At 33.0% G+C, this 17462-nt stretch carries 23 protein-coding genes; 3 read left to right on the top strand and 20 right to left on the bottom strand.

The features are described from left to right. Window positions 1–181: 181 nt before the first annotated feature. From DFQ06_RS04230 to DFQ06_RS19360, 3 genes are read right to left on the bottom strand one after another with little or no spacing between them, the layout of a single operon-like run. On the bottom strand, window positions 182–1213 hold the full coding sequence (locus DFQ06_RS04230) for a helix-turn-helix domain-containing protein (RefSeq protein ID WP_133966197.1): 1032 nt from the start codon (window positions 1211–1213) through the stop codon (window positions 182–184). A gap of 32 nt (window positions 1214–1245) precedes the next feature. Beyond that, window positions 1246–1392 (bottom strand): DUF5670 family protein, encoded by a 147-nt coding sequence (locus DFQ06_RS19655; RefSeq protein ID WP_227805986.1) that lies wholly within the window; start codon window positions 1390–1392, stop codon window positions 1246–1248. Between the two features lie 25 nt (window positions 1393–1417). Next, complete coding sequence (locus DFQ06_RS19360) at window positions 1418–1561, bottom strand: hypothetical protein (protein ID WP_159140036.1); 144 nt, start codon at window positions 1559–1561, stop codon at window positions 1418–1420. A 228-nt stretch (window positions 1562–1789) separates the two neighbouring features. Between DFQ06_RS19360 and DFQ06_RS04225 the strand changes: the two genes are divergently transcribed. After that, the gene (locus DFQ06_RS04225) at window positions 1790–2584 is read left to right on the top strand and encodes a TerC family protein (RefSeq protein WP_042503372.1); all 795 of its coding nucleotides are present in this window, start codon (window positions 1790–1792) and stop codon (window positions 2582–2584) included. A gap of 66 nt (window positions 2585–2650) precedes the next feature. Here DFQ06_RS04225 and DFQ06_RS04220 read toward each other — a convergent pair whose 3' ends face one another. The 10 genes from DFQ06_RS04220 to DFQ06_RS04175 all read right to left on the bottom strand — a co-directional run bounded on the left by DFQ06_RS04220 (window position 2651) and on the right by DFQ06_RS04175 (window position 9485). After that, window positions 2651–5218, bottom strand: coding sequence for an ATP-binding protein (locus tag DFQ06_RS04220; RefSeq protein ID WP_133966195.1), 2568 nt, complete (start codon window positions 5216–5218; stop codon window positions 2651–2653). Window positions 5219–5387: 169 nt separating this feature from the next. Further along, window positions 5388–5834: a response regulator gene (locus DFQ06_RS04215; protein WP_042503375.1), complete on the bottom strand. Its 447-nt coding sequence runs from the start codon at window positions 5832–5834 to the stop codon at window positions 5388–5390. A gap of 15 nt (window positions 5835–5849) precedes the next feature. Then, window positions 5850–6401: a helix-turn-helix domain-containing protein gene (locus DFQ06_RS04210; RefSeq protein ID WP_074935332.1), complete on the bottom strand. Its 552-nt coding sequence runs from the start codon at window positions 6399–6401 to the stop codon at window positions 5850–5852. A gap of 300 nt (window positions 6402–6701) precedes the next feature. Continuing rightward, entirely contained in the window at window positions 6702–7037 is a 336-nt protein-coding gene (locus DFQ06_RS04205) for a hypothetical protein (RefSeq protein ID WP_042503379.1), read from the bottom strand. A gap of 91 nt (window positions 7038–7128) precedes the next feature. Beyond that, window positions 7129–7320 (bottom strand): hypothetical protein, encoded by a 192-nt coding sequence (locus DFQ06_RS04200; RefSeq protein WP_042498647.1) that lies wholly within the window; start codon window positions 7318–7320, stop codon window positions 7129–7131. A 75-nt stretch (window positions 7321–7395) separates the two neighbouring features. Next, entirely contained in the window at window positions 7396–7557 is a 162-nt protein-coding gene (locus DFQ06_RS04195) for a DUF1328 domain-containing protein (RefSeq protein WP_074935331.1), read from the bottom strand. Between the two features lie 244 nt (window positions 7558–7801). Then, window positions 7802–8251 (bottom strand): ferritin-like domain-containing protein, encoded by a 450-nt coding sequence (locus DFQ06_RS04190; protein ID WP_074935330.1) that lies wholly within the window; start codon window positions 8249–8251, stop codon window positions 7802–7804. Between the two features lie 324 nt (window positions 8252–8575). Next, on the bottom strand, window positions 8576–8782 hold the full coding sequence (locus DFQ06_RS04185) for a DUF6327 family protein (protein ID WP_042498656.1): 207 nt from the start codon (window positions 8780–8782) through the stop codon (window positions 8576–8578). After that, window positions 8782–9129, bottom strand: a complete 348-nt coding sequence (locus DFQ06_RS04180; RefSeq protein ID WP_042503383.1) for a hypothetical protein — start codon at window positions 9127–9129, stop codon at window positions 8782–8784. Before DFQ06_RS04180 ends, DFQ06_RS04185 begins: the two co-directional genes overlap by 1 nt. A 26-nt stretch (window positions 9130–9155) precedes the next feature. Further along, the gene (locus tag DFQ06_RS04175) at window positions 9156–9485 is read right to left on the bottom strand and encodes a YtxH domain-containing protein (RefSeq protein WP_133966193.1); all 330 of its coding nucleotides are present in this window, start codon (window positions 9483–9485) and stop codon (window positions 9156–9158) included. Between the two features lie 200 nt (window positions 9486–9685). Between DFQ06_RS04175 and DFQ06_RS04170 the strand changes: the two genes are divergently transcribed. Further along, window positions 9686–11041 carry an NAD-dependent succinate-semialdehyde dehydrogenase gene (locus tag DFQ06_RS04170; RefSeq protein WP_162857617.1) on the top strand — a complete coding sequence of 452 codons (1356 nt, stop codon included), beginning with the start codon at window positions 9686–9688 and terminating at the stop codon, window positions 11039–11041. Between the two features lie 160 nt (window positions 11042–11201). Here DFQ06_RS04170 and DFQ06_RS04165 read toward each other — a convergent pair whose 3' ends face one another. From DFQ06_RS04165 to DFQ06_RS04135, 7 genes are all read right to left on the bottom strand, one after another. Further along, window positions 11202–12596 (bottom strand): NAD-dependent succinate-semialdehyde dehydrogenase, encoded by a 1395-nt coding sequence (locus DFQ06_RS04165; RefSeq protein WP_133966189.1) that lies wholly within the window; start codon window positions 12594–12596, stop codon window positions 11202–11204. Between the two features lie 48 nt (window positions 12597–12644). Next, on the bottom strand, window positions 12645–12953 hold the full coding sequence (locus DFQ06_RS04160; RefSeq protein ID WP_133966187.1) for a hypothetical protein: 309 nt from the start codon (window positions 12951–12953) through the stop codon (window positions 12645–12647). Between the two features lie 118 nt (window positions 12954–13071). After that, entirely contained in the window at window positions 13072–13371 is a 300-nt protein-coding gene (hpf, locus tag DFQ06_RS04155; protein WP_133966185.1) for a ribosome hibernation-promoting factor, HPF/YfiA family, read from the bottom strand. 50 nt (window positions 13372–13421) lie between these two features. After that, window positions 13422–14063 carry an NADPH-dependent F420 reductase gene (locus tag DFQ06_RS04150; RefSeq protein WP_042498672.1) on the bottom strand — a complete coding sequence of 214 codons (642 nt, stop codon included), beginning with the start codon at window positions 14061–14063 and terminating at the stop codon, window positions 13422–13424. Window positions 14064–14246: 183 nt separating this feature from the next. Continuing rightward, on the bottom strand, window positions 14247–15257 hold the full coding sequence (locus DFQ06_RS04145; protein WP_133966183.1) for an AI-2E family transporter: 1011 nt from the start codon (window positions 15255–15257) through the stop codon (window positions 14247–14249). A 109-nt stretch (window positions 15258–15366) separates the two neighbouring features. Beyond that, on the bottom strand, window positions 15367–16272 hold the full coding sequence (locus DFQ06_RS04140) for a YihY/virulence factor BrkB family protein (protein ID WP_133966181.1): 906 nt from the start codon (window positions 16270–16272) through the stop codon (window positions 15367–15369). A gap of 138 nt (window positions 16273–16410) precedes the next feature. After that, window positions 16411–17040: an SDR family oxidoreductase gene (locus DFQ06_RS04135; RefSeq protein ID WP_133966179.1), complete on the bottom strand. Its 630-nt coding sequence runs from the start codon at window positions 17038–17040 to the stop codon at window positions 16411–16413. A gap of 258 nt (window positions 17041–17298) precedes the next feature. Between DFQ06_RS04135 and DFQ06_RS19355 the strand changes: the two genes are divergently transcribed. Next, on the top strand, window positions 17299–17451 hold the full coding sequence (locus DFQ06_RS19355) for a hypothetical protein (RefSeq protein WP_159020555.1): 153 nt from the start codon (window positions 17299–17301) through the stop codon (window positions 17449–17451). Window positions 17452–17462 lie beyond the last annotated feature (11 nt).

Here is a 17462-nt window from a genome sequence, read left to right as displayed (position 1 = left end):
AACAAACATATAAAATTCATCCTAAAGAATACTCTTAAAACCAAGAGCTTAATTAACAAAAAGTAAGAGTTTTAAACAAATTATTGATTTGCTAAAAACAGAAGAAAAACAAAAAATCCGCTAAGCTAGCGGATTTTTTCATTGTTATTTCGGGAGTATATCCCAAAAACTTGTTTATTAATTAGGCTGTTACAGCTACCGAATATTGATTTTCTTGGTAATACTTTGGGCTACAGTTATATTTTTCTTTAAAAATTTTAGAAAAATAACTTCTACTTGTTAAACCAACGGTGTAAACAATTTCAGAGATATTTAAGTCCGTTGTTTTCAATAGGTTTTCAGCAGTTTCCACACGGGTATTTCTAATAAAGTCCGATACCGTACGGTTGTGCAATAATTTAAAACCTTCTTGTAATTTTGCCGGAGACATACCACCTTTTTTACTTAAGTAAGCCAGTGTATATTTAATTTCCGGGTAGTTTTGTATAAAGTTAGATAACTCGTTAATGGTATCCATTTCGCCTCTGCTTAAAGACCCGAAGTTGGTTACACCATTTTTAGTATCCTCGTTGTGTTGCTCAATTTCTAAAGCCAAAATCATGTGTACAATACCGTTAGTTAATAATTGTCTAACAATACCTTTTTGCTTAATAGCTTCTAATTGTTGTATTTTTTCTGAAATCCTCAAGTTATAAGATCCTATGTATGCAAAAATTTCTTTATCACCTTTAGGCATAAAGGTTTTTAAAAGTTGTGTTTGCAATAAGTTTATAGCATCGGCATCTTTATCGCTAGATTGCGTATCGAAACTAATGTTAGAGAATTTTACTGTTTGTCCTTTTCTAAAAAAGAAACAGCTTGTTTTATGTGGATCGCTGGCAAATATTCCAGTTTGAAACTGGTTTAAAGAGCGTTGTTTACTGTTTAATCCAAACCCGTGACTCATTTGTCCTTCTGCACAATAAAGAAAGTAAATAGGGTTAGTGGTTGGTGTGTTTCTAGCAATTACAGTATCGTTTTCAAACGTAATATTATATTCTAAGAAAGATATATTTTCGTTAACAGATACACCTTTAATTTCTCCCTTAGCGATGTTATTATCAATGTCTAAAGAGTATTCTTTATCTGCTGAATCTAAACGGCCACCTAGGTCTTCCTTTAGTTGGTTAAAGGTTTGTTCTAAATTATTTGTTTTAAGATCTATAACTTTCATAATAATGCTTTTTTAGGGTTAGGGTTAGGGTTTTATTTTTCTTTTAATACTCTTATTATTAGTACCACTGTTGCCGATACTAAAAATATGTGTGAAATAATGATAAGGTTGTACACAAAAAATCCAATGGCCCAAAGACCGAAAAGAACTATAGCGAGTACATTTAATATTTTAGACATATCATTAATTTAAAGTCAATATTTTTTAATAATTTGAATCTTGTTTAGTTCCTTCTGTAGAACTATCAGATGGGGTTGAAACATTATGTTCCGTATCGTTTAAAGTCTCTTTAGACCATCTACGTCCCACTCTCGAATTTGTTAGGTAATTTTGGCTGTTATTTTTCATAATTGGTCTGCTATTTTGTTTGATACAAAGTTCAGAAATAGACACACCTTTTTCGTTATACAATTTTGGTATTATGTTATATAATTATCGGAAAGTGCCTGTTTTAGGCCGTTAAACCATTAAATTTTGATGCAAACGAAGTATTTCTAGCAAACTGTGGTTAATTTTTTATAAATTTCATCTATATATTAAACCGTATTCAATTACACATAAAAAAGAGATTAAACCATGTTCGAAATATTTTCAAGTCCCGATGCTTGGGTAGCTTTATTAACCCTTACTTTTTTAGAAATTATATTAGGTATAGATAATATTGTGTTTATTTCCATAGCGGCTGATAAACTTCCGGAGCACCAACAGCGCAAAGCAACCAACTTAGGGCTCATGCTAGCCATGGTACAGCGTATTTTATTATTATTAGGTGTATCTTTCCTTGTAGGACTAAAAGAGCCGTTTTACACCATTACATGGTCTTGGTTAGAAGTTGGTATAAGTTGGCAAGCACTTATTTTGTTTTTCGGTGGGCTCTTTCTATTGTATAAGAGTACTTCAGAAATTCATGAAAAACTAGACGAACCAGGGCAGGAGGAGCAAGAATTAAAAGGAAAAAAGATAACCTCACTTTCTAATGCCATTGTGCAAATTGTAATTATAGATTTTATTTTTTCTATAGATTCTATACTAACAGCCGTTGGGATGACAAACGGTATTGGCGAACACCATAACGATGCCCTTATATTAATGATAATAGCTGTAGTAATATCTATATTAATAATGATGTTGTTTGCAAACCCAATACGCGAGTTTATTAGCGAGCACCCATCTATGCAATTACTAGCTTTATCTTTTTTAATACTTATTGGCTTTATGCTAATTACTGAAGCAGCGCATTTATCGCACACCGTAATATTCGGACAAACCATTGGTGCTATTCCAAAAGGATACTTATATTTTGCTATTGCATTTTCACTTTTAGTAGAATTTTTAAATATGAAGTTGAAGAAAAAAACAATCAAAAAATAAGCGCATCGTGTTTAAAGATGCGCTTTGTAATTTTGTTTTATAGGAAACATTTCGGGCTGCCCAACTCTAAGCAGGCAAGTAAATACAGAATGTAGAACCTTTACCAGGTTCACTCTGCGCTACAATATGTCCTTTATGGTTTAAAACGATTTTCTTGCAAATGGCTAAGCCAATTCCGGTTCCCGAATATTCATCTTTTTGATGTAAACGCTCGAAGAGGCCGAATATTTTTTCGGCATTTTCTTGATCGAAACCAATACCATTATCCATTATAGATATGCGGTAGTAGTTTTTACGTTTCTTATCAAAAACCTCAGAGATTTTATTCCTAGATAGCTTTTTACAGTCTATAACAATTTTTGGAGGCTCTGTAGTGCTACCATATTTAATAGCATTAGAAACTAAGTTATTAAACAGTTGTTCCATTTGAAAAGGAATGGCTTTTAATGATGGTAAATTATCTATAGCAATATCAACGCCAGTTTCCTCAATACGTTCTTCCAGATCACCCAATACTTTTTCCATAGTATCGTTAAGTGATATTTTTATAAAATCTTTTTTAGTTCGGTTAATACGCGAGTAGGCAAGCAGATACTTAATAAGCGTTTGCATACGGTTTGCAGAACTATCTATTTTTTCAAAATACATTTTTCCCTTATCGGAAAGTTTATCTAGTTCACGATCCGAAAGACGCGAAATAAACATTTGTATTTTTCGCATAGGCTCTTGTAAATCATGACTCGCTACACGGTTGAAACTTTCCAATTCGGCATTAGAACGTTTTAGCTCTTCATTCTTATTTCTTAATTTTTCTTCAGTTTTTACACGGTTGGTTATATCTTGAACCACACCAACAGATGCCGGCCTACCATCTTTAATTACTTTTTGTCCGTTTACGTAAATATGCTTTACGTTTCCTTTTTTGGTAATAACACGGTAGGTGTGTATATTGGAGTTTCCTTTTTCTACAGTTTCCTCACCTAATTGATCGTAACGCGGTAAATCGTCGGGATGCACCAGCTCTCGGTAACTATCGAAGGTGACGTCAAATTCATTAGGTGTAAATCCTAAAATTCTATAAAAATTGTCCGATATATTTGCAGCTCCTGTATCTAAATACCAAACATAACTACCAATATCTGCAACACCTTCGGCATCTTTAAAAATGGAGTTTTGTATTTCTAGTTCAGCATTTAAATCGTTTAATTTTGCAGCTCTTGTTTTTTCTAGTGTAATATCACTGGTAGTTATCGTTACGCCATCGTTAAGTTTAATGGCTGTAGCTTGAAACCATTTGGTTTCACCATCTTTTTCAAAGTTGGTTTCGTATTCAATTTGGCGTTCTTCTTCAATACAAGTTACCATTTTTTCGAATACACCATTTTCAAATATTGTTGGATAAATTTCTGAAGCTTTTTTATGCTTAACATCGGCTGGAATATCGCCAATAACGTCGCTAATAGCATCGTTAATAAACAAGGTATCAAAATCAATAATTTTACCAGCGACATCTCTAATAGACTTAAAGTGCATAACAATATTAGATGTGCTTTTAAATATGTTACTTAAAAAAGCACGATTATCTAGCAGTAAAAGGTTTTGAGTTTGTAGTTGGTCTTTAGCCGAAATTAAGTTTTGCTTAATATCATATTCTTCTGTGGTATCGCTGGCAGTAGCCAAAACACCATCGTTTAGTTTAACCACATTGGTTTTAAAACGATATTTGATACCATTAAAGTTATTGGTTTTTTCGAAGCGTTGGGTTTCGCCAGTGTTGTAGCACGTCACCATAGCATCAAAAACACCGTTTTCAAAATGTATTGGTAATACCTTAGAAAGTAATTGGTTTTCTAAAACAAGAGGCGATGTGCCTAATACATCTTCAATATTTTCGTTAACGTAAATAATTTTAAAATCGGTTATTTTATCGTCTTCATCTTTAATAGGCGTATAGTAACTAACTATGTTTTCAGTGTTTTTTAATACACTTTCTAGGAAGGCTGTAGTTCTATCGTTTTTTTTACGCTGTTTGTTAATTTGCCAAAACGAGATTATAAAAATAAGCAGGGCAAACATGCCTAAAAATAACGTCATTATTGGGTTTAGTCGTCTCGATTCCGAAAACTCTTCTTGGCGACGCGACAACAGAATTTCTTCGTGGCCCAACATGTTGGCCTTAATAGTTTCTATTTTTCGCATTAATGCCGAAACATCTCGTAAATGTGCGTTTTGCAGTTCTTTATCGGCTGTAGCCTCGGTATTTAACGCTTCTATACTTTTATAAAAAGAAGCTTCTAAACCTATAAGTTCTTCTAAATTCTTCTGCTGTTTAGCGTTGTCTTTAGTTAAAATATCTAAACGTTTAAATATTTTAAGTGTAGTATCTTTTTGGTTTTTTAATAAGGTTTCGCGATCGAAATTGTTTAGCAACTTGTTTTCAAAAATTCGAGACTGCATCATGGCATATTGCGAAAACAGACTGTTAATCTCGGTTTCTACACGTAAGGTGTGCATTACCATTTCTGCGGTTTTCTCTAATTCTCTAATTTGCTTGTAGCTATTACTGCCTAAATACATTAACACCGATAGGGCCAAAATAAGTAGTACAATAAATATTTTGTATGTTTTAATCACCTTCTAATTCGAATTTATATGAATGATAACCTCGCTAAAGTAAGGAAACTATTTTTTAAAAAACCGTTTCAGTTAATCCTGTAATCGATTGAGTTAAAAAAAATAGTAAATGAGCACAGAAAAGAATGTTTTCTGTGCTATACAGCGATAAACCTTGAAGAAATGCACGTTATAAGCGCAATAAAAAGTTGTCTCTATTAAGCGCAGAGGTGTGGTATTGCCAGTTTATTTTTAAAACTTTATCTATGGCTTTTTTAAGCGCAGAAAAACTGTTAGGTTTATTGATGTAAACATTTGCACCGTTAACAAAGGTGTTTTCAATATCTTCTTCAGATGAAGATGTAGAATATATAGCAACGCAAAGCTCATTAAGTTTATCGTTAGCACGAATTTCTTTTAAGCATTGCATACCATTTTTTATAGGCATATTTAAATCCAGAAATACAATTTCTGGTAAAATGGTATCTGGTAAAACCAAATAATCCATAAGGGCTTTACCATCATTAAATAACGATAGTTTAGTTTTTACATCAATTTCCGATATAGCCTCATCGAATAATAAGCGATCATCTTCATCATCGTCGGCCAAAACAATATTCATAACAGTTAACGGCATAGCTCTATAGTTTTATTATTCAATTTCTTGTCGTTTTTTAATAATGCGCTGAAAAGCAGAAGGAGTAAGGCCTGTTGTTTTTTTAAACTGCGCAGATAAATGGGCAACACTACTGTAATTTAGTTGGTGTGCAATTTCTGTTAAGGTAAAGTCTTCGTGAATAATAAGATGCTTGGCAAGGTCAATTTTTTTCAGAATAATGAAATTCTCAATCGAAGAATAGGTTATTTCTGAAAATACAGAGGATAGGTGTGCATAAGAATAGTTTAACTCATCGGCCAAATAACTAGAAACATTATACTTTCTAGATTTTTCCGGATCGCTTATAAGTTCTGTTATTACGTCTTTTATGCGTTCTACTAATACGTTTTGTGGATTGGCTAATATTTCAATGCCGTACTTATTAAAAGCTTCCTTTACGTTTTCGATTTCTAATGCAGAGAGTTTTTTCTGGAATTCAACTTCACCTAAGTTGTTAAGCTTGTACTCTAAACCGAGTGCTTCTAATTGTTCGTGTAAAACGGCTTTACAGATAAAAGTATAATCAAATTTGATATTTATTTTCATAAAACCAGACTAATATTGGATCTAAATTATTTAAAAAAAATGTACTTTTTTGAGTATAATTTTATTTCGATAAATATAGTGCTTTTATCGATATCAAAACTTTTTTTTAAAATGCTTAGAAAACAAATTAAATCTGTTAATTATTCAAAAATAATTAAAGTGATTTTGGGTGAAGTTGATATTACAGAAGTCTAAGTGTTTTGTAGTATGTTAATTGTGTTTATTTGTTTGTAATTTAGGGGTTTAGAGTAGGTTTGAGAACTCGTTTTTTAGACTGGGTTTAATAAAAAAATTAAACTATCAATTTAAAAAATTAGCTTCTTGAGATACGTTTTCCTTAGGAATCGCTTTAAAAAATTCGGCCGTACTAGTATCGCTAGATGGGCTGTAGTTTGCCAAAACGGTGCCTTTGTTACCTTCTCTTGTTTCAATGGCGTATAAAATGGACATGTCTGATGGATTACTGATGCCTTCAAAACGGTGTTCTGCAACTACTTTTATATCCATAGGGTAATACTCCTTTTTAGTTTCGGTACTCACTAGTTTATGGTTCACCATCATGAAATTGCTAGTAAAACCTTTTTCTTGGTACATTTTAATGTAATCTTTCTCGCTTTTTAAATTTTTCTTTTCCATGATTTTTTATTTTAAAGAAACAACGGGCTAGATCTTTAAGTAGAAATGCCCGTTGTTTGCTATTATATTAATTCTCTTTCTCTCAATACTATTAATTGTCGTCCGTAGCATCGTCAATTTCGTCTTCAATTTCTTCAACACCTTCTTCGATGTTGTCTCCAGCATCATCAATAGTTTCTTCAACTTTTTCTGATGTCGATTTTTCGTCTCTACAACTAGTGAAAGATGAGATTGAAATGGTGAATAATAAGGCGTATGCTAAGAATAAAAATGATTTTTTCATTGTGTATATGTTTTAATGGTTAATGTATTATTGGTGAGTTTTTTCCTTGCCCCAATATTTGCAAGGTGAGTTTAATTATACCCTTTTATTTCCTCTAATTAAAGAGACTATAAATAGTACAATAAATATGAAGAATAATATTTTAGCGATGCTTGCCGCACCTGCTGCTATTCCTCCAAATCCGAAAACTCCGGCGATTAGTGCTAATATTATAAAAGTGACTGTCCAACGTAACATAGTAATTTGTTTTTAAGATTAATTTTTCAATTGATACTTTATCAATTTCCTTTATACAAAGATGCCATTTATGTAGCGTGTAGATTGCCGTAATCGGTTCTATTGTTAATCCATTTGCGAATTACCCTAATAAAACTGGGTGTTGCGACGTATAAAGCCGATAATGTTTTTAGTATAAATAAATTTAAAACAAAAAAAGGATGCTATTTAGCATCCCTCTTTATTAGTAAGCATAAGTTTGATATTAACTTAAGTCTTCTAAAAATTTTATAGTGTTTAAATCAGATTTAATACTTTTCATCTGGTTGTTTAAAAGTGTTGCCGTACTTAATGGTAAAGCGGTATCTTTTAAAGCTTCTTCATATTCTGCTACTGCAGCTTTTTCTCCTCTAATAGATTCCTCTAACATAGATTCGGCATCGTTTGCAGAGAATAAGGCTTTTGTATCCATCCAGGCTCTATGTACAGTTCCTGTAACGCTACCACCTTTTTCTGGTTCTTCACCAAATTTTAAAATTTCGGCTTTCAATTCGTGTCCAAAATTGTAACGTTCTTTACTACGTTTTTTAAAGTATGGTTTTAATAAAGAGTGATCTGTGTTTTCTGCTGCTTTGGCATATCCTTTTTCAGCATCGTATGTTTTTTCTAAAATTTCGTTTAGTTTATTTCCTATTGTTTCTGTGTAAGTACTCATAGTATTTTTTTGTTTTTAATTAGTAGGCTTTTCTTTAATGATACAGCCTATTTAATATCACACTCAAATTTACTATTAATGAAAGATTAACCTTAACGGAAACCATTCAGTTATTAGCTCTATTGATAAAGAGTTTGATTATTAGTTTGTTAAGGTGAGTTTTTACGCTGTGTTGAAAATTTGGGAAAGAGGTGTTTTTTAAACTTAGGATAATATAAGGAAGACGGTCACCCTTCATATTAAAACAAAAAAAATACAACTAAAACGTTTTAAGGTTCTAGTTGTATCAAATTGTTTTTGTAAAAAAATCTTGGGAATATTTTACTATTTAATAATTTTGCGTAGTAGCATTAGTACGCCGTATTTTTTAATGCCTGCTAGGGCTGTGCTTATCCAATTTGCTGGACTTAAGTCTTCTTTTAATTGATGTTTAGTCAATTTGAGTTCTTCTAAATGAATTTCGCGTTGAATACTCAATAGATGTAGTTCCGTATTAATTTCCTCTAAGGAATTATAATTTTTTTTTTTCATTAGTCAAAATAGTTTTCAGAGAGTTTTTTAATAACGTTATTTTCTATCTTTTTTCTCAGTAAATAAACAATACCGATTAAAACGAAGAATACGCCTGCTATACATAAGTAACCTAAAGCGGCACTTTCAAAATACGAACTTAAAGCGGCTGCTCCTGCAACGGCTAAAAATATAAGACCCAGCGTGCAAAGTATAGCGTAAATGGCTAACTTAATACCAGCAGTAGATAAAATAGCTAACTGCTGAAATACTTTTAATTCAAAGTAATTTTTAGAAGTTTGCACATAATCTTCTCCTGTTTTTACTGCCTTCGAGCTGGTCTCGTCTAATGCTTCAATTATTCCCATTTATGATTTCTTTTTTATAGTTCTTATTATGATTTTTGAAGTTTTTTATTCTTCGCTTTAAGGTCTGCTAATTTCGTTTCTAAGGTAGAGATAACGTCTTCTGCTTTGTGACTTGCATCTGATACAATATTGTTTAATTGCGTATCCAAGGTTTCTCTTTTAGAGGCTACCGTAGAAGCAGCTTTATCTCTAATATCTAATGTAGTTTCTGTAATGCTCTCTTTAGCAGATTCTGCTTGTTCGGCAATTCTTTTTCTTGTTGCAGATCCTTTATCAGGTGCAAAAAGAATTCCTAATGCAGCGCCTATTGCTGTTCCTGCTAATACTCCTAAAAATGTGTTTCCATTATTGCTCATGTTGTAAATGTTTTAAATTAATATTACTTCTTGTTTCTGTTACAAAGATGCAAGCTATTTACGGTTAGTATTAACGCAAACGCTTAAAATATTGACTTAGTCGGCATAGAAGGATATGAGGTAAAATGTAAATGGATTGTGTTATCTTTATTAATAATAAGTGCATACCTTGTTGAAGTATATTTAAAAATGAAATAATTATGATAACTACTAATAATCCCTTTAATAATAAGGATATAGAGACTTATAAATTACATACGGAGTCTGAAGTTCAGGAAATAATTGATAAAGGCGCTAATGCTTTTAAAGATTGGAAAATGAAAACTATTGGTGATAGAACTGATATGCTTAATAAGGTATCTCAATTGCTACTAGAAAGAAAACAGGAATACGCTGAATTAATGACGAAGGAGATGGGGAAACCTATTTCACAGAGTATAGCCGAAATAGAGAAGTGTAGTGCTGTATGTGATTTTTATGTAAAAAATGCGGCCTATTTTCTAGCAGATGAATTAATTAAAACCGATGCAAAAGAGAGTTTTATTAGTTATGATCCTTCTGGTACTATTTTAGCCATTATGCCATGGAACTATCCGTTTTGGCAAGTTATGCGCTTTGCAGCGCCAACACTTACAGCTGGTAATACAGCTATTTTAAAACATGCATCTAACACCACAGGTTGTGCCTTGGCTATGGAACGATTGTTTATAGATGCTGGATACCCAGAAGGTTGTTTTCAAACCGTATTAATAGGGCATGAGGATATTGAAACTATTATAGCTCACGAAAGCGTTGCTGGTGTTACCCTTACGGGAAGTGAAAAAGCCGGACGTAGCATTGCAGCTTTAGCCGGAAAGCATTTAAAGAAATCGGTTATGGAATTGGGCGGAAATAACGCTTGTATTATTCTAGAAGATGCAAAATTAGAAAAGCATATCGATACAATAGTAATGGCAAGAATGCAAAATGCAGGACAAAGTTGTATTGCTGCTAAACGTTTTATTGTGGTCGATGCTATTTACGATGAATTTATAGAAGCCTTTAAAAAACGTGTTGCTGAAATTAAAAAAGGAGATCCTATGGAAATGGATACCGAAATAGGTGTAATGGCTAGAAAGGATTTAGTAGAAGGTCTAGAAAAGCAAGTTGAAGACTCTATTAAAAAAAGCGCTAAAGTAACTTATGGTTATAATAACGATGGCAATTATTTTGAACCTACTATTTTGGAAGATGTAAAGCCAGGTATGCCAGCATTTGATGAAGAACTTTTTGGACCAGTAGCAGCGATTATTCGTGTAGCAGATAAGCAAGAAGCCATTGAGACTGCAACACATTCTAAATTTGGTTTAGGTACCATGATTTTTACAAAAGACTTAGAAGCCGCTAGAAAGCTTATTAGTGATATTCCTGATGGCGCATTTTTTATAAATGATATGGTAAAATCGGATCCTCAATTACCTTTTGGAGGTACAAAGGCTTCTGGTTATGGACGCGAATTGTCTCAGGAAGGTATATTAGAATTCGTAAATAAAAAGACGGTATATATCAAGAAATAGAAATCTAATAAAATAGATTGCGTTAATATAAAAAGAGCCCTATAATTAGGGCTCTTTTTACGTTTAGGGCATAAAAAAACCTCATCCTGAAATTACTTTCAAGATGAGGTTTTTGTTATTTAATTCTGTTTAATTTGAAAATATATTCAAACTAAGCTTATTATTTTTGTTGTGTAATGGCTTTTGCATTAGTAAACTCACGTACACCAAAACCTCCGTGTTCTCTTCCGTAACCGGAATCTTTAACGCCTCCAAAAGGCATATTAGGATATGCTAAACCATAAGAATTAATATGTATCATTCCTGTATCAAAATGATTTTTGGCTAATTCTAAAGCTTTCTCTTCATTTTTACTGAAAATCCCACCACCTAAACCAAATTTACTATCATTGGCAATACGCATAGCATCTTCATTATCTTTTGCTTTTATTAGAGAAGCTACAGGTCCAAAAAGCTCATCGCTATATGCAGGTTGGCCTGGTTTTACATTATCTAAAACAGTAGAAGGGTAGAAGTAACCTTTTGTGTTCGGTATTTCGCCACCGCATAAAACTTTAGCGCCGTTTTCAACACTTTTTGTTACTTTATCATGTAGTTCTTCTCTTAAATCTTTTCGAGCTATAGGGCCTAAATCGGTATCCGAATTTGTGGGATCACCAAGTTCCATAGCTTTCATATGGCTAACAAATTTTTCTTTAAAAGCATCGTAAGCACTATCAGCTACTATAAAACGTTTAGCAGCAACACAGGTTTGTCCGTTATTGTATATTCTAGCTTTGGCACAAACTTCTGCTGCTAAGTCTATATCAGCATCGTCTAAAACAACATAAGCATCATTACTACCAAGTTCTAAAACGGTTTTCTTTAATACTTCGGCAGATTTTATAGCTACGTGTTTTCCTGCTCCAGAACTACCTGTTAATGTAACACCTCTAACGGCATCGTTGGCAATAATTTCATCCGATACATCGTGATTAATTACTAGTACCTGAAATAGATCTTTTGGAAGTCCTGCTTCTTCATATATTTCTTTCAATTTAATAGCCGATCCTGTTACGTTTTTTGCGTGTTTAAGTAAAACACCGTTTCCTGCCATTAAGTTGGCTATAGAATAACGAATAGGTTGATATAACGGGAAATTCCAAGGTTGAATACCATAAATTACACCTATTGGTGAATAATGTATAGTTCCTTTTCCACCATCATAAAGTGGTCTGTATTCATCTTGTAAATGTTTTAAACCTTCTGTAGCGGTATAGTCGCAAATGCCAATACATAATTCTATTTCTTCATAACTCTGTGAAATTAGTTTACCCATTTCCTGAGTCATAAGTTTAGCGTAAGCATCCTTATTTTTCTCTAAAGTTTTACCAATAGATTTTATAATTTTCGCACGTTCATCTAAAGATGTTAATTTCCACTTCAAAAAGGCGTTGTGGGCGTCTTTTACTTTGCTGGCAGCTTCTTTGCTGTCCATGTATTTATGTGTTTCTATTGTTTCTCCTGTTGCAGGATTAATAGTCTCAAAATTGGTTTTATCGTTTGTATTACTCATAATGTTTCTTTCTTTTTCTAGTTTTTATTTATGGACTCAGGCGCGTTTCTACTTCTCACTTCTACTTACATTGGCACGCTCTGGAGCTTCTAAATTCTCTTTGTCTTCACCGCCTTGTCCAAAGAGGGTGTTTTCTTCATCTGTAATAATTTGAGTGGTGTTAATACCACTTTTACTTCTTCCTGGGATATCTAAATCTTTCCCTTGAAAATCTATCGATTCTTCGCGGTCTAGTAACAATCTATCATCTTCAGAGTCTGCTCTCAGGCCTTTTTTTCCTAGGGCACTAATATCATCTTCTGTTATGTTAGAATTATAAGTTGCATCTGTATTATTTATATTTTCTGAAGTTTTCATTGTATTATGTTTTAAGGGTTAATATTAAAATGGGATGGCTTTAAAAGAAATAGGCCTCAACATCCAAAAGTTTGTCAAGACCATTTCCAACCACCTATAGTTATCTTTAATTAAGAGTTTATCTAGCTCCCATTTTATCTTTTGTCTTGTTTAGCTGAATTTCTAAATCTCTAATAGTTTCAGCTATAGCGGCTTCGAATGTTTCTGCATGTGTAGATGCAAAAATTCGCGGGCCAGGCAAACTTAAGCGTATGTCACAAATTTGTTCTTTATCGTCTGTGCGATTTTGTGCTTTAAAAAATACATCCGCCCTATGGACAAAATTGAATTTTTTCTGTAAGCTTTCTAGTTTGTCTTTTGCGATGGCCTCTAAGCTACTGCTTGCAGACACATCGTGATATTCATATATAATTTGCATGTGTTTTAGTTTTAATTAATTTCTTTTATATAGCTAAAGAAATTAATATGTTAAAATGATTTTTGAGAATGAATGGTATCTAAAAGTTCTGTTTTAGAAACAGACATACCGTAAATTTCTTGATCGGGATCCATAATTTTAGAATCACTTAAGTTCCCAACATAAACAGCATCGAAACCAATATCTTCTATAAGTTCTTTTACCACGTTTTTACTACTTTCATCTTGCGCTGCAAAAGGAACAGAGAGTTTATCTTGCATTCTAAAAGCACGATTTTTTAAGTGATCGGCTTGTATGGTATTAAATGCTTTGGCTGTTTTTGCCGTACCAAATTTCATGGCTGTATATTCTGAAGCATTATAATTAGCATCTCTTACATTTTGTGCCATGTCGCCATCTCGAGATGGGTATGGGTTGGTAGCGTCTAAAATGATACTATTTGCATATTCGCCTGCGTAATGTTCTGCGATTTCATCAATGGCTTTAAACGGCATGGCTAATACATATACATCAGCTTTAGCTTCAAAAGTTTCTGTTACAGTTAAGGCTTTGGCATTAGCTCCAGCTTCTTTAACAAGACTCCCTAATTCTTCTGGGTGTCTCGAGCTAAATAGCACGTTATGGCCTGCTTGTGCCCAATGTTTTCCTAAATTTCCTCCAATTTTTCCACTTCCTATTATTCCTATTTTCATAATTGTATGTTTTTATATTCTGAATTGCTTCAGAACGGTTCATTATTCTTACTACTTCAATATTACGACTCAATGACGGTGTGGGTTGACTTGTTCCCGTTCTTTTTTGATGCTATCCATTATTCCGGATAAAATCCTTATAAATTAAATGGTATTGAACGTGTAAGTTGTTTCTATTACTATTTATTGAGTTTCTCCGTATTGTTTTTTGTAAATGCGAAGTACAATAAGGAATAGACTAACTAATAAAGGCCCGAAGATTAATCCGATAAAACCGAATAGTGGTACCCCAACCAAAACGCCCACTAAGGTTATTAAAGGGTGTACGTCGTCGAGCCTTTTTAAAATATATAGTCTAAACACATTATCTGTGGCCCCAATAGCCACAATACCGTAAATTAAAATTCCCCAAGCCTGCAATGTGTCACCGTTTGATAAGGCTAGTAAAAACACCGGAATGGTACCCAAAGCACTACCTACAAATGGAATCATAGAGCCAACGGTAACAATAGCAGCCCAAAAAAACGGGTCAGAAACTCCAAAAATTAGAAAGCCAATTAAGCTTACAATACCTTGACCAATGGCTACCAAAGGAATACCGAGTGCATTTGCTTTTACATTGGCATTAGTTTCCTTGCCTATGGTTTTTAGGTTTTCATCTTTTATGGGGATATATTCATATAAAGATTCTTTTAATTTTTTTCTATTGGTTAGCATAAAAAACAAAAGGAAGTACATTAAAGTTATGGATATTACCATATTGAATGTGCCACCTGCAAAATTTTGTAATTTATCTGATAACCATGAGGTAATTGCTCCTGTGTCTATATCGGATGCCATATTTATATTGAAATATGATTCTACCCGTTCTAACTGACCTTTACCAGCGTTAATTACTTTCTGAGAGTTATCTACTGCGTATTGAATTTTGCTTCCCATCATAACACCTAAACCAGCTATAGGAACCATAATACATAAGAAAGAAAGTATCATTAAAACTATAGCCGCTAAATTGGGATACCAACCTTTATCGGTTAGTTTTTTCATAGGTTTTTTTAGAATAACGTAAATTGTTATTGCACCAAGAACACCACTTAAATAAGGTAGAATTTCCTGAAATATAAGTACGCCCATAAGTATTATAAGCAGTAATACAAAAACTTGTCTAATAATGTTTGGGTTAATTTGTTTCATAAGTGTTGGTGATTATAATGGTTTGTTTTCCATTACATCAAAATTCAGGATTTAAGATGAAATCAATTAATGGTATCGATTAAAAAGTTAACTCGTATAGAACTGTGAGTTATTCTGTTATAATACCAATCGTCTTCGGTTCTATGCCTTTGCCATAGCGTTTTGCATAAACGTAAGTGAATTCGGCTCCAAAAAATAAAATAAGTGAGGAGTAAGAAACCCATAAGAGAATTAGAACAATACTACCCGCTGCTCCATAGGTGGAACCTGGATCGGCTTGACCAAAATAGATGCCCAGTAATAATTTACCCACTACAAAGAGTATGGCGGTAAGTATAGCACCAATCCATACGGTTCGCCATTTAATTTTAGCATCGGGTAAGTACTTAAACATTAAAGCAAAAAGCACAGAAATAATACCAACAGATAACGTAAAATCTAGAACGTAAGCGATATATAGCAGAACATCTGGCAAGGCGTCACGTATATAACTGTTTAATGCGCTAATGGCTGCAGTAACTATAAAACTCACTAAAAGTAAAAAGCCAATAACTAATATGAAAGCAAAACTTAAAGCACGATCGGTAACAATTTTCCAAATTTTAGCATTCGGGTTGGTTTTGATCTTCCAGATTTCGTTAAGCGATATTTTTAGCTGATAGAACACACCAGTTGCACCAAAAAGTAGTGTACCAATACCGATAACGGTAGACAAGAAATTACTTTCTGAATTTTGAGTTTCACTAATAATATTCTCTATAGCACTTGCGGCGTCTTTACCTAATGCGGCCGAAATTTCATCGGTCACTTGTCCTTGTACAATCTCTACACCCCAAATGGCACCAATTACATTTATTATAATCACCAATAAAGCGGGTAGAGCCAATACAGTATAGTAGGCCACAATGGCGCTAAGCCTAAACGGATCGTCGGCCATCCAAGAGGTGTATGTTTCTTTTATTAAAGAAGGAAGTTCTTTAAGGCTAAATTGGTGTGTTGTTTGTAATTCTTCCATAATACAGCGCAGTTTTAATGAAGTTTAAAAAGCGGATTGATTAAAAATGAGTGCATGCTTTTTATTAAAAAAGGTGTGCCTTTTTTATTCTTAAAATAAAAAGACACACCTAATAGTCTTGAAGTATAAATTTTTTAATTAAGACAGCGTATCTAAAGCTTTCCCGATAAGAGTATTACCTTCTATAATTTCAAAAGTTTGGTTAACTGCGGCATCATCATGAAGTGATCTCACCAAAGTTTGCGCAACATCGGCTCTGCTAATAGAACCATTTTTATTTAAGCTTTTTTCTAATTCAATATGGTCTGTAGCCTCATTATTGGTTAAACTTCCTGGTCTAACAATAGCGTAGGTTAAATCACTTAGTTTTAAATATTCATCAGCATTATGTTTAGCCATTAAATAGTTTTTTAAGTCGCTTGCTTTTTCTGGGGTTTCTGCTCCCATAGAACTTAGCATAACAAATTTCTTAACATTGGCTTTTTTTGAAGCATCTACTAATTTTTTTGCACCTTCTTGATCTACATCAATAACGTTTTTTCCTCCAGAACCCGCTGCAAATATTACTTTATCTATACCTTTTACAGTATGCGAGATGTCTTGTTCTAAATCTCCTAAAACGGTTTCTATACCGTCTTTTTTAAACTGTTCTTCTTGTTCGGCTTTACGAACCATAGCGACAGGTTTAAAATATTGAGATGCATTTAATAAGTTTACTATTTTTTTTCCGGTGGTACCATTGGCACCAGCTACTAATATATTTTCCATAATTTGTTTTTTTCAAAGGTGCCGCTATTTCCTGCTTTGTATTAATTCAAAAACGTTTATTGTTAACCCAATTGAATTCTGTGTAGGTATAAAGTTGTTCGAATTACTCAATTAATGCATTGCGTTAAAAATTTACAGTATTCCGTTAATCGGTTAAGGCTTTAATAAATACATTTGAAGAACTACTCAAAGAGACATGTTTTAGTATGAAGAAGTAATACATGTCTAGATATTAATTCAACATAAAATATAAAAGATATGAAACAAGGAGAAGAAGATTTTAAATTTGTAAAAGAGAAAAATGAAGATAAAGGAAATTATATTTTTCAGAAAGATAAATTAACCAGATATGGTTTCTATTTTGTAGGAACGGTATTAGCTATTATTGGTATAGTACTTTTTGTAGTTTAATGCGGAAGGTA

The sequence above is a fragment of the Algibacter lectus genome (genome assembly GCF_004368925.1).
Lineage (GTDB): Bacteria > Bacteroidota > Bacteroidia > Flavobacteriales > Flavobacteriaceae > Algibacter > Algibacter lectus.
This window is presented reverse-complemented; position numbering and strand designations above follow the sequence as displayed.

Excerpts from the sequence above, each read along its gene's own strand:
- hpf (WP_133966185.1), bottom strand. The coding sequence starts at position 13,371 with ATGCAAATTATATATGAATATCACGATGTGTCTGCAAGCAGTAGCTTA.
- DFQ06_RS04225 (WP_042503372.1), top strand. The coding sequence starts at position 1,790 with ATGTTCGAAATATTTTCAAGTCCCGATGCTTGGGTAGCTTTATTAACC.
- DFQ06_RS04170 (WP_162857617.1), top strand. The coding sequence starts at position 9,686 with ATGATAACTACTAATAATCCCTTTAATAATAAGGATATAGAGACTTAT.
- DFQ06_RS04215 (WP_042503375.1), bottom strand. The coding sequence starts at position 5,834 with ATGCCGTTAACTGTTATGAATATTGTTTTGGCCGACGATGATGAAGAT.
- DFQ06_RS04195 (WP_074935331.1), bottom strand. The coding sequence starts at position 7,557 with ATGTTACGTTGGACAGTCACTTTTATAATATTAGCACTAATCGCCGGA.
- DFQ06_RS04140 (WP_133966181.1), bottom strand. The coding sequence starts at position 16,272 with ATGGAAGAATTACAAACAACACACCAATTTAGCCTTAAAGAACTTCCT.
- DFQ06_RS04205 (WP_042503379.1), bottom strand. The coding sequence starts at position 7,037 with ATGGAAAAGAAAAATTTAAAAAGCGAGAAAGATTACATTAAAATGTAC.
- DFQ06_RS19655 (WP_227805986.1), bottom strand. The coding sequence starts at position 1,392 with ATGTCTAAAATATTAAATGTACTCGCTATAGTTCTTTTCGGTCTTTGG.
- DFQ06_RS04180 (WP_042503383.1), bottom strand. The coding sequence starts at position 9,129 with ATGGGAATAATTGAAGCATTAGACGAGACCAGCTCGAAGGCAGTAAAA.
- DFQ06_RS04135 (WP_133966179.1), bottom strand. The coding sequence starts at position 17,040 with ATGGAAAATATATTAGTAGCTGGTGCCAATGGTACCACCGGAAAAAAA.
- DFQ06_RS04150 (WP_042498672.1), bottom strand. The coding sequence starts at position 14,063 with ATGAAAATAGGAATAATAGGAAGTGGAAAAATTGGAGGAAATTTAGGA.
- DFQ06_RS04230 (WP_133966197.1), bottom strand. The coding sequence starts at position 1,213 with ATGAAAGTTATAGATCTTAAAACAAATAATTTAGAACAAACCTTTAAC.
- DFQ06_RS04185 (WP_042498656.1), bottom strand. The coding sequence starts at position 8,782 with ATGAAAAAAAAAAATTATAATTCCTTAGAGGAAATTAATACGGAACTA.
- DFQ06_RS04210 (WP_074935332.1), bottom strand. The coding sequence starts at position 6,401 with ATGAAAATAAATATCAAATTTGATTATACTTTTATCTGTAAAGCCGTT.
- DFQ06_RS04200 (WP_042498647.1), bottom strand. The coding sequence starts at position 7,320 with ATGAAAAAATCATTTTTATTCTTAGCATACGCCTTATTATTCACCATT.
- DFQ06_RS04145 (WP_133966183.1), bottom strand. The coding sequence starts at position 15,257 with ATGAAACAAATTAACCCAAACATTATTAGACAAGTTTTTGTATTACTG.
- DFQ06_RS19360 (WP_159140036.1), bottom strand. The coding sequence starts at position 1,561 with ATGAAAAATAACAGCCAAAATTACCTAACAAATTCGAGAGTGGGACGT.
- DFQ06_RS04190 (WP_074935330.1), bottom strand. The coding sequence starts at position 8,251 with ATGAGTACTTACACAGAAACAATAGGAAATAAACTAAACGAAATTTTA.
- DFQ06_RS19355 (WP_159020555.1), top strand. The coding sequence starts at position 17,299 with ATGAAACAAGGAGAAGAAGATTTTAAATTTGTAAAAGAGAAAAATGAA.
- DFQ06_RS04175 (WP_133966193.1), bottom strand. The coding sequence starts at position 9,485 with ATGAGCAATAATGGAAACACATTTTTAGGAGTATTAGCAGGAACAGCA.
- DFQ06_RS04165 (WP_133966189.1), bottom strand. The coding sequence starts at position 12,596 with ATGAGTAATACAAACGATAAAACCAATTTTGAGACTATTAATCCTGCA.
- DFQ06_RS04160 (WP_133966187.1), bottom strand. The coding sequence starts at position 12,953 with ATGAAAACTTCAGAAAATATAAATAATACAGATGCAACTTATAATTCT.